The sequence below is a fragment of the Mycobacterium heidelbergense genome, assembly GCF_010730745.1.
Taxonomy (GTDB): Bacteria; Actinomycetota; Actinomycetes; order Mycobacteriales; family Mycobacteriaceae; genus Mycobacterium; species Mycobacterium heidelbergense.
On sequence record NZ_AP022615.1, the window covers coordinates 3,948,804 to 3,960,724 of the forward strand.

Consider the following 11,921-nt stretch of genomic DNA (forward strand, 5'->3'; position numbering starts at 1 on the left):
TCGCGCCGCGGACCGGCTCCCGCTAGCGCCGCGCGGCGGCGTTGGCCGCCGCCTGGGCCCTTTTCAGGATCACCGCGACATCGCCTCGGCCGAGGAACATTTCGTCGAAGTAGCTCTGCAGGGCCGTGCTCCCCGCGGCGAAGCCGGCACCGCCCGGCGCCGGAATGCGCGGGCCGTTCAACACCGAGAAAAAGGGTGTGACGTCGACGCCCTCGGCCGCCCAGTAGTCGAAGTAGCCCCGCTGAGCCGACAGCACCGCGGGGATGGCCGCGCCCCGACGGCCCAGGTATGCGTTGCCCTCACGGCTGCCCATCCAGGTCAGCACCTGGCGCACCGCATCCGGGTGCTTCGTCGCCGAATTGCCCGCCGCGGCAATGCCATTGGTGACGCTCACGCGGCCGGCGGGGCCCGCGGGCAGCATCGCCACGCCCCAATGGAAACGCGCGTCGCGGGCCACCGGGGCCAGGTTGTAGGTGCCGGACTGAAAGAGCGCCATCCTGCCGGCCAGGAACTGGTTGCGGGAGAAGTCGCCGTTGTCGTTGGTGTCCGCCGCGGGCGGCGCGACGTGGTCGTGGTTGATGAGACCGACCAGATAGCGGAACGCCTCCACCGCCTCGGCGTTGTCGAACGCGAACTCGTCGCCCCGCTGGAACACGCCGCCGGCCGAGCCGATGTAGTTCAGGTAGATCCCCTGGGGGTCGTTGGCCGCGTTGTATCCCCACTGGCGGACCCGGCCGGCATCGAAACCCGGTGCGCTTGCCGCGTTTCCGTCGGCGTCGACGGTCAGCCGGGCCAGCAGGGGCCGCAAGGTGTCGTCGCCGTCCGGGCTCCACCGCAGGCCGTTGAGCTGTGCGGGCTGGACTCCGGCCGCCGCGAGCAGGTCCGCGTTGTAGTACAGCGCAATTCCGGCGTCGGTCAGCTGCGGCACGCCCCACAGGACGCCGCCGCGGGTGAACTGGTCCACCACCGCCGGCTCCCAATCCGCGGCGGCGGCCGGGCCCAGGGTCTTGCCGATGTCGAGCAACCGGCCGTTGTCGGCATAAGCGGCAAAGTACGCGTTGGACAGCCAGAAGATGTCGTCGGCGCTGCCGCCGGCGACGTCGGTGCGCAGCGTGTCGAAGTATGTCGAATACGCCACCATGTCGAGGCGCACCTCGATGTTGGGATGCGTCCGGCCGAACGCCTCGAACGACTGCCGATACGCCTCGGCGATCTGGTCGGCCCAGAGCCGCACCCGCACGACGATCTTGCCGCCGTGGGGTTCGCCGGAGTAGTTCAACAGCGCCGCCATGGCGGCCAACAGCGCCGCGACGAGCACCAGCGACGCGGCGATCAGCGAGGAACGGCGGGGCCTCACTTGAGCCCCGAGACGACGATCGAGGCGACGATGTGGCGCTGGAACCCCACGAACAGGGCGATCAGCGGGACGATCGCGAGCGTCGTCGCCGCCATCACCAGCGTCCACTGGGAGTTGAACCGCGACTGCAGGTCGGCCGTCGCCACCGTGAGCACCCGCCACTTGTGGCCGCTGGTGATCACCAACGGCCACATGAAGTTGTTCCACTGTGAGACCACGGTGATCAGCGTCAAGGCGGCCAGGACCGGCCGGCTGGACGGAATCACCACGTGCACGATCACGTCCAGCGTGTTGGCGCCGTCCAGGCGCGCGGCGTTGATCAAGTCGTTGGGGATCATGCGAAAGTGCTCGCGCAGCAGGAAGATCGCGTAGGGCGAGCCGAACATGAACGGCAGCACCAACGCCCAGAACGTGTTGCGCAGACCCACCTGGGCCATCATCAGGTACATCGGCACCACCGTGACCGTCCCGGGCACCATCAGCGTGGCGATGTAGACCCAAAACAGCGCGTCGCGTCCACGAAACTGCAAGCGCGCGAACGCGTATCCCGCCAGCACCGAGAAGGTCAGCTGGCCCACCAGGATCACCGCCGTCATCAACGCGGTCACCGCGGCCGCGCGGCCGAAGCCGGCGCCGCCCAGATCGGCGTAGTTGGACAACGTGGGTGGCCGCGGCCATTGCAGCGGCGTGCCCGTGGCGAATTGGTGTGCCGACGTGAACGAGGTCAGCAGGCCGAGCGCGAACGGCGCCAGGGCGATCAGCGAGCCCAGCGCGAGCCCGGCATAGATCACGGTGTTGGAGAGGCGGCTAAACAAGGTCATAGCTGATCCGCCGCCGGAAGTAGAGATGCTGGACGATGGTGACGCCGATCAGAATGACGAACAACACCACCGCCATGACCGCCGCCCGACCGATCGCCGCCGAGCCGAAGGCCTCGGCGTAGATGCGGTGGGCCACCAGGTCGGTGCTGCCGGCCGGGCCGCCGCCGGTGAGCGCGTAGACCGTGTCGAAAACCTGTGCGGTGCTGACGATCCCGGTCACCAGAACGAAGAACATCGTCGGGCGCAGCATGGGCAGGGTGATGCGCCAAAACCGCTGCCACGCGTTGGCGCCGTCGGTGCGCGCGGCGGCGTGCACGTCGTCGGGAATGGCCAGCAGGCCCGCCAGGAACGACAGCGAGACGTATCCGACGTTCGTCCAGACCACGACGGCCGACACCAGCGGCAGCGCGAACGTGGGATCGGACAGCCACCCGATGCTGTGTCCCAGTGCGGCGCTGACGGCGCCGTCGGTGGGCGCCAGGATCCAGCGCCACAGCACCGCGATCGCCAGCGGCGCGCAGATCCACGGCAGCACGTACACCGTGCGAAACAGGCCGGTGCCGGGGAGCCGGCGGGCCAGCATCGATGCGGCCAGCAGTCCCAGCGCCGTCTGCGCCGGGACCACGATCGCCACGAACGCGGCCGTGACCAGCAGCGAGTTACCGAAGCCCGCGTCGGCCAGCACCGACCGCCAGTTGGCCAGGCCTACATAGCGCAGCGGGCCCAGCAGATCCCACCGATACAGGCTGAGCCAGATCACGACGAGGATGGGCAGCAGCAGGAAGGCGACCACACCGAACAGGCTGGGTGCCAGCAGGGCGTAGCCCAGCGCGGTGGATCGAGGGCGTTTCCCCGGAGCGGCGCCGGCCATGGAGGTATTAAAGCGGGCCGCCATGAGGAGTCGATACGGTGTAGCCGTGACACCGAACCGGGGGATCGATGCCGACTTCCTGGACCTGCCGCGCCACGAACTTGCCGACGCCGCGTTGTCGGCGGCCAAAGCGGCCGGGGCCAGCTACGCCGACCTGAGGCTTCACCGCCTCAGCACCGAGATGATCCAGCTGCGCGACGGCGAGCTGGAGACCGCCGTCGTCAGCCGCGAGGTCGGCCTGGCGGTGCGGGTGATCGTCGACGGCACCTGGGGATTCGCGTCGCACGCGGAGTTGGCGCCGGCGGTCGCGGCCGAGACCGCGCGCCGCGCCGTGCACGTGGCCACCACGCTCGCGGCGCTGAACAGCGAACGCGTCGAGCTGGCGCCCGAGCCGGTGTACGCCGACGCCACCTGGGTGTCGAACTACCGGATTGACCCGTTCGAGGTCCCCGCCCACGACAAGATCGCGGTGCTGGAGGAGTACTCCGGGCGGCTGCTGGGCGCCGACGGCATCGACCACGTGTCGGCCGGCCTGACGGCGGTCAAGGAGCAGACGTTTTACGCCGACACCTTCGGGTCGTCGATCACCCAGCAGCGCGTGCGGGTGCTGCCGTCGCTGGATGCGGTGACCGTCGACGCCGCGGCGGGGAGCTTCGATTCGATGCGCACGCTGGCTCCGCCGATGGGGCGAGGCTGGGAGGCGGTGGCCGGCGACGAGGTGTGGAACTGGACCGACGAGCTCGCGCAGCTGCCCGCGCTGCTGGCCGAGAAGGTCAAGGCGCCCAGCGTCATTGCGGGGCCGACTGACCTGGTGATCGACCCGACCAACCTGTGGCTGACCATTCACGAATCCGTTGGTCACGCAACCGAATACGACCGCGCGATCGGCTACGAGGCTGCCTACGCCGGAACGTCGTTCGCCACCCCCGACAAGCTGGGCACCCTGCGGTATGGCTCGCCGGTGATGAACGTGACCGCCGACCGCACCGTCGAACACGGCTTGGCCACCATCGGTTACGACGACGAGGGGGTGGCGGCGCAAAGCTGGGACCTGGTGCGCGACGGTGTGTTCGTGGGCTATCAGCTCGACCGGGTCTTCGCGCCGCGGCTGGGGCGGCCGCGCTCCAACGGGTGTTCGTACGCCGACTCGCCGCATCACGTGCCGATCCAGCGGATGGCCAACGTGTCGCTGCGGCCGGCCTCGGGTGAGATCAGCACGGCCGATTTGATCGGCCAGGTCGAGGACGGCATCTACGTCGTCGGCGACAAGTCGTGGTCGATTGACATGCAGCGCTACAACTTTCAGTTCACCGGCCAGCGGTTCTTCCGCATCCGCGGCGGGCGGCTGGGCGGCCAGGTGCGTGACGTCGCCTACCAGGCGACCACTACCGACTTCTGGAACTCCCTCGAAGCCGTGGGCGGCCCGTCGACATGGCGGTTGGGTGGCGCGTTCAACTGCGGCAAGGCCCAGCCCGGCCAGGTCGCGCCGGTGAGCCATGGCTGTCCTTCGGCGTTGTTCCGAAATGTCAGCGTGCTCAACACCGTTGCCGAGGGTGGCCGATGATCCGCGCCGGTGACGATGCAGAACGAAGTGATGCTGAGGAGCGGCGCCGATGATCCGCGCCGGTGACGATGCAGAACGAAGTGATGCTGAGGAGCGGCGCCGATGATCACCGCGCAGCACGTCGTCAACATCGTGTTGGACGAGGCGGCCAAACGTGACGGCGCCGACGAGACCATGGTGCTGGTCACCGACAAGGTCGAGGCGACGCTGCGCTGGGCGGGCAACTCGATGACCACCAACGGGGTTTCGGTCAGCCGCAGCGTCACGGTGATTTCCGTTGTGCGCCGGGGCGATACCGCACACATCGGCACGGTGGTCTCCGCCGAGGTGGATCCGCGGGTGATCCCCGGTCTGGTGGCGGCGTCCCAGGAGGCGGCCCGCTCGGCGCCGGAGGCCGGCGACGCCGCGCCGCTGCTGGCCGATGCCGGGGTGCCCGCCGATTGGGACGCGCCGGTGCCCGGCACCGGGCCCCTGGTCTTCGCCGATGTCGCCGACTCGTTGAGCCGGGCTTTTCGCGGCACCGACCGACTGTACGGCTTTGCGCACCATAGCGTTTCGACGACGTTCCTGGCCTCCTCGACCGGGCTGCGCCGACGTTACACGCAGCCCACCGGCGCGGTGGAGATCAACGCCAAGCGCGGCGACGCCAGCGCCTGGGCGGGTATCGGCACGGCCGATTTCGTCGATGTGCCAACGGATTCGCTGCTCGAGCAACTGTCGACGAGGCTCGGCTGGGCTAAGCGCAGCGTCGAGCTGCCCGCGGGCCGCTACGAGACGATCATGCCGCCGTCGACGGTGGCCGACATGATGATCTATCTGGCCTGGTCGATGGCCGGCCGCGGCGCGCAGGAGGGCCGCACCGCGTTTTCGGCGCCCGGGGGCGGAACGCGGGTGGGGGAGCGGCTCACCGAGTTGCCGTTGACGTTGTTCTCCGATCCGATGGCGCCGGGCCTGGCGTGCACGCCCTTCGTCGCGGTGAGCAGTTCGTCGGAGACGGTGTCGGCGTTCGACAACGGCATGGAAATCGCCCAGGTCGATTGGATCCGCGACGGGGTGATCAACGCGCTGGCCTATCCGCGGGCCACGGCCGCCAAGTTCGGCGCCCCGGTCTCCGTCGCCGCCGACAACCTGGTGATGACCGGCGGGTCAGCGGAGCTCGCGGACATGATCGCGGCCACCGAGCGCGGCCTGCTGCTGACGACGTTGTGGTACATCCGCGAGGTCGACCCGGCCACACTGCTGCTCACCGGGCTGACCCGCGACGGCGTCTATCTCATCGAGGACGGCGAGGTGGTCGCGGCGGTCAATAACTTCCGGTTCAACGAGAGCCCGCTGGATCTGCTGCGACGGGTCACCGAGGCCGGCGCCAGCGAGAAGACCCTGCCGCGCGAATGGGGCGATTGGGCCACCCGGGCGGCGATGCCGTCGCTGCGGATACCGGATTTCCATATGTCATCGGTGAGCCAGGCGCAATAATGCTGTGATGCTGGATCAGCTGGTGGCTTTCTCTCCCGGAGACGGTCGTCTGACCGGGCTGGTGCGTCGGGTGTGCGCGCAGACGCTGTCGCTGCCACCGTTGCCTGCTTGCGTCGAGGTGGGCGAGCCCGCGTCGGAGGCCGAGGCCGTCGTCGCCGAGTTCGCCGAGCAGTTCAGCGTCGACGTGTCGGCGATCACCGCCGGGCAGCGGTCGCGGCTGTTTAAGTCGTTGGGCGACCGCACTTTCGGTGTCGTCGTGCTGATGTATATCGCCGACTTCGTGCCGCGGGTGCGCGCCGGGCTGGAGGCGCTCGGTGTCGGCTCGGAGTATCTCGGCTGGGTGAACGGGCCGATCGCGTGGGACCACGTCACCGAGCCGTCGGACGTGGTGTTCAACGAGTTCCTTCCCGCGGTGGCCCGGATGCGCGCGCTGGACCCGGTCACCTCCGAGCTGGTTCGGCTGCGTGGCGCGGCGCAGCACAACTGCCGGCTGTGCAAGTCGTTGCGCGAGGGCACCGCGCTCGACGCCGGGGGCACGGAGACGCTGTACGGCGACATCGAGCGCTACGAGGCCTCGCGGTCGTTGACCCCACGCGCTAAGGCAGCGCTGCGCTATACCGATGGGTTAATTTGGACCCCTGCGCACCTCGTCGCCGACGTTGCCGCCGAGGTGCGCTCCCGGTTCTCGGAGGCCGAGGCCGTGGAGCTCACCTTCGACGTCATGCGCAATGCCAGCAACAAGATCGCCGTATCGCTCGGGGCCGACGCCCCGCGCGTTGAGCACGGCACCGAGCGGTACCTGCTCGACGCCGATGGTCAAACGGTGTTCGGCTGACGGCGGTGTGTGTTTCGGTGCGGCGTCGTGGCACCATGGGTGCCGCGCCATATCGGGGCGGTAGCTCAGTTGGTTAGAGCCGCGGACTCATAATCCGTTGGTCGCGGGTTCGAGCCCCGCCCGCCCCACTTCAGAGGCTATTTTTGGAGACTACTGTCGCCGAGTCACCGTTTATTCACCGCTTTTAGCGACGGTTCGGTCGAGAAGGTCGGCCACTTGCGCGTGGATTCGTCCGCGCGTCATGTAACGGTCTTGAGTCATCGAGACGTGACTGTGACCGAGGTGGTCGGCCCCGATTCGGGCTGAGAGACCGTCCTCATCAATGAGGGTTGCGACCGTCTTTCGGAAGCTGTGGGTGGTGACCTCGGGGACACCTAGCTCCTCCCGCACAGTGCGCCACTGCTTACCGAAATTGTTCGGATCGCGCAGGGCGGACAAAGATGGGGCAGGCCCCGATGGGCAGCCGGGCAACGTGGGGGCCGACGCTGTCGATTCCGATGAAAACAGGTTCAGCCGCGTCTGCTGCGAGCTGCTGCGAGGGTGGCAGGACCCGATGCTGGGCACGGTGGCTGGTGCTACGCCAGACCCCGACCTGATGCACGCGTGGATCGGTAGAGCGCGCGAAGAACTCAAGGTTCGGCAGCGAGCGGGGGTCGCCTCGATGGCGATCGGCGAAGCGCTCGCCGGTACAGCGACCGACGAGGACGGGACCTGGCCGTGCGTCGCGGTGCGTGAAGTGCTTGAACGCGAGCAGGACCACGACCTCGAACGACATCTCGCGATTTCACGGCTGAACCAGCGCGGCATGACATGTCGCCGCCCCCACGAAGGAGGAGCGCAGGAGCGGAAGCTTGCGCTGAAGTACCGCGGCTGGGCAGACGCGGTCAGGGACCAATGGCCGCGGTCCGGCAAGTTACTGGACGAGATCGCCGAGTCGTACGAAGTAGATGTTGGCCGAGAGGACAATGAGTCCGAGCAGTATCTGAGCGAATAAAGAATAGGCCTGTTGCCGGATTCTCTCGCGGCGAACCCCCATCGCTCGGCTCGCAGCAGATCCGGATGCGGGATTCTGTCATCCGTTGGTTTTCGCAGTGGTGGCTATGCTCCCAGGAACTGATGGTCTGGCGATTGCGCCTCTACTGCGGGCACACGATCGAGCGGACTGCGCACCGAACCCATCTGACCGTGCATGCCGCATTTAGCGGGTCGGTCAGATGTACTGAATGCGGTGCGACCCGGCGACGGTCGTTGACGCGCGAGCAGTTGGCCTGGCTGCGCAGCCGGCGCGCGCCGAATCAGCTCCCGTTGCGCGGAAACCTACATGGGCAGCACCCGAACGCCGGATCGCGGAACTCGAAGCAGAGGTCGCGCGGCTGCGCGGCATCTAAAAGAGCCCGACAATTCTTGACGTGGCATTAGATTCCCCGCTCAACCATCGACAACTCGAAGTTCTGCGGTGGATCAGCGATCGGTGTCCCGATGGTCGGTGGACAGATTTCACCTTCAAGACCACGGCAGCCGCGCTGGCATCACGGCGTCTTGTGACGGTATCGAAGCGACGCGGTGTCTGGAGTGCCGCCATCCTGCCCGCTGGCGAGCATTATTTGACGAAAGGCCAGTATCCCGAGGGGCATTGGGTCAAACGGCCACGTGGGCCACAGGTGGATCTCGAACCACCGGTGAAACCGGCGGTAGTCGCGAAGCGGCCGGTCGACCCCCACCCAGGAAGTCCGGTAACAGCGCAGTCGAAGAAGCAACCACCCAGTAGGGCGCGGGAACTGGTCGCTGAGGTGATCGCTGCCGGCGGGGAAGTCCAGCGTGAGTCCAAAGAGGGTCGGCGGCCGTACGCATTGCTGGTCGCCGCAGTCAATCGTCACAAGCTTGCGCCCGAAGGCAAGCAACTGACCATCGAGATGGGCAGCCGTTGGGAGATCTCAGTGATACGCCTGGAGGACGCCCCCCATTGGCGGACCACCCCCGCAACCGAAGTCGTTCAGGCAGAACGCATCAGCAGATGGCACCCCGCCCTCGCGGGCCTTCGTGAGCGAGACTTCATGACGATGTCGGCCGCGTCGGAACGTCGAATGCTGCGCATACTGCAAGCGCTCGCAGTGGAGGCTGACGCACGAGGACATCGCGTCGAACCCGCCAATCCGCCACGCCGCTACCACTTTCGCCAATCTGAACACGGCCACATTGCGATCAAGATCCGCAGCTACCGCTACACGATCGCCGTTTGGCAAAAATACCGGGAGGTGCCGCCCCCGCGGTGGGGGAAGCCGCCGAAGCGGCCCGACGCCGACGCCGGGGATTCCCTTGCTGTCGGCCTCATCTGGGAGTCTGGCGGCAGCTCAGGGATCAGTGAATCGTGGTCGGATTCGCCTGCCAAGCGAACGAGGGTCGAGAGCCTGCTTGCGGCGATTTTGTGGGAGATCGAGCGACAGTCTGACCAGGCCGACCGCCGCCGCGAGCAGGAACGACTGGCGGCGATTGAGCGAGAACGACTGCAGGCCGAAGCCGAGCGCCGAGCGCTCATTCTTCACGTTGAGAATGTTCGAGCCGAAGTCCTGCGGGACCAGCACGCGCGGTGGCGCGAGGGGTTACAGCTACGCGAGTACATCGCCGCGATGGATCGCGCCATCGAGCGCTTACCGGACGATGTCGACCGGGCTGCCGCATCGCAATGGCGCGCATGGTGCCAGGAATACGTCGACACCGTGCTCGATCCGCTTGGCCAGCCGCTCGCGATGCCCGAAATCCGAGAATGGACGCGCGACGAACGACATTCATTGGAAAAGCAGATACTTCGCCACCTCGAACACACCTCGCGGGCCTGAGGATCTGCGCGGCTGGCGCGTCGCGTTACCGCCGCCGGAGCCAACGGCGGGGGTCTACTTATCGTCGAGGAGCGCGGCGATCGCCGTGACGTAGTGACGACTCCGGCAAACCGATAGTAGATACAGACAATCCATCGGTTCAACTAATGAGTTGTACGAATAATGATCCGGTCTGGGGTCGGTCCATGATTTGTAGTCAACGCGGGGTTGTGGCCAAACGTCTGGCCCGCCTCGGCGCCAGTTCGCTTTTGCTTCATCCGCTGCTGTCATCGTAGGCACTACGCGCATGGCTTCGAGGTTGCCGCGGACGGCCTCGTATAGATCCTGAGCCCCTACGGCCGAAATAAGGTCCATGAGAACGGTTGCGATGTAACTCTGGCGCCGCGCCTGAAGAGTCGTGCCGGCCAGCGAACCCCCGAGTACGCGTTCGATTGCCACCTCTTCGCTCTCTTGAAGGTCCGCCAGTCCCAGGCCGCTGTGAGCAGGATCGTGGCGGTCGAGAAGCCATGTGGCAACGGACTTTAGGTAGGAGGTCGCGACACCTCGGTCGTGGCGCGCCAACACAACTGTGGGCGCGATCAGTGATACAGCGAACTGATCGGCGATTGGGCGGTAGCAGCCGGGGTGATCGGAGCACAACCGGCGTACCGCTTCTGCGGCCCGATCAGCCAAATTCGCGCCGGCTCCGAGCGCCAGCAGTCCGAATATTTCGATCATCCTGCTGCAGGCCGCGGGGTAGATGACAACTGACAGTGGGTCGACGGTAAGCGCACCCGCAAGAGCTCTCGGGTCCCCGAGAAGTGGTTCGACCTGCTCAAGTAGCTCGATAGCGTAAGCCGTGAAGAGCCTCAGCGCTGACTCCGCCACGGTGCCAGGGAGCGCCTGCCACGCAGTCCTATACAAGTGCAACGACATAAGGGCTGCCAGATCGAGTCGCTGCGATTTCCGCAAAAGGCTACAGACAACCGACGTCTCGATCGATGCTCGCTTAAGGCGGGATTCGATCGATTCTCCGGCAAGCCATCGCCGGGAGAACCGTTCGAGCTCGGGTTCGGTGACCGAGCCGCCGTTTATCGAACTAACCAGTGCCAGTAGCTCATCCTGTACGTTGGCCGCGGTCAGCCCTAACGTGGGATCGTTGCACAACCAGTTTAAGAGATTTTGCTCATCCCAAATTTCAAAGCTGGCCAATCCCCTTGATTTGCAGCTCTTTTTGAATTGCTGAGCATCTGGTGCGGCTGCGCCTTTGAGATGTCCGGTGGTAACCAGTACGGCCACGCGGGGGAGCGATTCATCGAAGGAGGGGTGGCTGAGCGTGTTGTACTCACATTCCTCAAGCTGAGGCCGCACCGCGCGCCACTCGGCGAGACCGATGTCTCCGGCTTTCGATTGAATTGCGTACTGGCGGATGCGGGACGATTTGCCCCACCGAAGGAGGATCCGCAGGCGCGAAAGTATGCCGGCGTGAGCCGCTTCCTTTTTCGCAATGACGTCTTTGCCGAACTCGAAGCCGCCGTGCGTGAAGTGGATATCGGTGAACCCCTGGCTCGACAGCATCGCGAGGAGAGGACCGTCGAACTCGCGCTCCGTCAGGGATTTAAGGAAGTTCTCGACGACGGCGCGCAGCATTCCACTCGTCCCGCTTTCGACTGACTATGGTCGCCAATTTCTCCTCTTGCTCTGGAGTGGGCGGTGTCTTCGGTGCGTCGTCTGGATGCAGCAGAATCGAATTCTGTAGTGCGCCATCGTCGTCGAATGCCAACTCCATCTGTTCAGCGGCTTCAATGATGACGTCGTAGAAATCGCGGCCGGTCGCATCGATGACGCTTCCTGTCTGCTTGCAGATCTCGCCGATGTGTTCCGCTGCCGCGCTCACCAACTGGCCACCCATCTCGTCCGCTGCCGCTGCGATGTTGGTGAGGAGCGAGTCAGTATCGAAAGACAGCACTTCGTCGACACTTGTAGTCCATTCATGCTGGACGACGATGCTGCGGTACAGCGGCGACTGCGTACCACGATTCAGGGGGTCTCCCTGGCCCTCAGGCCCCGCGGCCGGCATCGTCGATCTTGTTGGTGTCGGTCGGGTGCACCTCGGGTAGATCGATGACCGTCGTTCGCCCGAACTCGGCCAGTATCGGATGTATCTCGCGAGACAAATCG

Annotated in this window: 10 protein-coding genes, 1 tRNA gene and 1 pseudogene; 6 read left to right on the forward strand and 6 right to left on the reverse strand. The window is 66.1% G+C overall.

Annotated elements, in window-relative coordinates; genetic code table 11:
* Nucleotides 1-22: 22 nt before the first annotated feature.
* From G6N25_RS18435 to G6N25_RS18445, 3 genes are read right to left on the reverse strand one after another with little or no spacing between them, the layout of a single operon-like run.
* Nucleotides 23-1,357, reverse strand: a complete 1,335-nt coding sequence (locus G6N25_RS18435) for an ABC transporter substrate-binding protein (protein ID WP_083077016.1) — start codon at nucleotides 1,355-1,357, stop codon at nucleotides 23-25.
* The gene (locus tag G6N25_RS18440; RefSeq protein ID WP_083077019.1) at nucleotides 1,354-2,178 is read right to left on the reverse strand and encodes a carbohydrate ABC transporter permease; all 825 of its coding nucleotides are present in this window, start codon (nucleotides 2,176-2,178) and stop codon (nucleotides 1,354-1,356) included. The genes G6N25_RS18435 and G6N25_RS18440 overlap by 4 nt, the downstream gene beginning before the upstream one ends.
* Nucleotides 2,165-3,049 carry a carbohydrate ABC transporter permease gene (locus G6N25_RS18445; protein ID WP_083077021.1) on the reverse strand — a complete coding sequence of 295 codons (885 nt, stop codon included), beginning with the start codon at nucleotides 3,047-3,049 and terminating at the stop codon, nucleotides 2,165-2,167. Before G6N25_RS18445 ends, G6N25_RS18440 begins: the two co-directional genes overlap by 14 nt.
* Nucleotides 3,050-3,095: 46 nt before the next feature.
* Here G6N25_RS18445 and G6N25_RS18450 point away from each other — a divergent pair, with 46 nt between their 5' ends.
* The 4 genes from G6N25_RS18450 (at nucleotide 3,096) to G6N25_RS18465 (ending at nucleotide 7,052) form a co-directional block, all read left to right on the forward strand.
* Nucleotides 3,096-4,613 carry a TldD/PmbA family protein gene (locus G6N25_RS18450; protein ID WP_083077023.1) on the forward strand — a complete coding sequence of 506 codons (1,518 nt, stop codon included), beginning with the start codon at nucleotides 3,096-3,098 and terminating at the stop codon, nucleotides 4,611-4,613.
* Between the two features lie 102 nt (nucleotides 4,614-4,715).
* Nucleotides 4,716-6,089: a TldD/PmbA family protein gene (locus G6N25_RS18455; protein ID WP_083077025.1), complete on the forward strand. Its 1,374-nt coding sequence runs from the start codon at nucleotides 4,716-4,718 to the stop codon at nucleotides 6,087-6,089.
* Between the two features lie 7 nt (nucleotides 6,090-6,096).
* Complete coding sequence (locus tag G6N25_RS18460) at nucleotides 6,097-6,924, forward strand: carboxymuconolactone decarboxylase family protein (protein ID WP_083077056.1); 828 nt, start codon at nucleotides 6,097-6,099, stop codon at nucleotides 6,922-6,924.
* Nucleotides 6,925-6,978: 54 nt separating this feature from the next.
* A tRNA-Ile gene (locus tag G6N25_RS18465) sits at nucleotides 6,979-7,052 on the forward strand.
* A gap of 43 nt (nucleotides 7,053-7,095) precedes the next feature.
* Here G6N25_RS18465 and G6N25_RS24335 read toward each other — a convergent pair.
* A pseudogene (locus G6N25_RS24335) lies at nucleotides 7,096-7,350 on the reverse strand (tyrosine-type recombinase/integrase); the annotation flags it as partial.
* 46 nt (nucleotides 7,351-7,396) lie between these two features.
* Here G6N25_RS24335 and G6N25_RS18475 point away from each other — a divergent pair.
* On the forward strand, nucleotides 7,397-7,918 hold the full coding sequence (locus G6N25_RS18475; RefSeq protein WP_083077027.1) for a hypothetical protein: 522 nt from the start codon (nucleotides 7,397-7,399) through the stop codon (nucleotides 7,916-7,918).
* A 415-nt stretch (nucleotides 7,919-8,333) separates the two neighbouring features.
* Nucleotides 8,334-9,761 carry a hypothetical protein gene (locus G6N25_RS18480; protein WP_142272857.1) on the forward strand — a complete coding sequence of 476 codons (1,428 nt, stop codon included), beginning with the start codon at nucleotides 8,334-8,336 and terminating at the stop codon, nucleotides 9,759-9,761.
* A 54-nt stretch (nucleotides 9,762-9,815) separates the two neighbouring features.
* On the opposite strand, the gene G6N25_RS18485 is transcribed toward G6N25_RS18480, so the two are convergent.
* Both G6N25_RS18485 and G6N25_RS18490 read right to left on the reverse strand, forming a co-directional pair.
* Nucleotides 9,816-11,390 (reverse strand): hypothetical protein, encoded by a 1,575-nt coding sequence (locus G6N25_RS18485; protein WP_083077034.1) that lies wholly within the window; start codon nucleotides 11,388-11,390, stop codon nucleotides 9,816-9,818.
* Nucleotides 11,359-11,820 carry a hypothetical protein gene (locus G6N25_RS18490; RefSeq protein ID WP_083077036.1) on the reverse strand — a complete coding sequence of 154 codons (462 nt, stop codon included), beginning with the start codon at nucleotides 11,818-11,820 and terminating at the stop codon, nucleotides 11,359-11,361. Before G6N25_RS18490 ends, G6N25_RS18485 begins: the two co-directional genes overlap by 32 nt.
* Nucleotides 11,821-11,921: the final 101 nt, after the last annotated feature.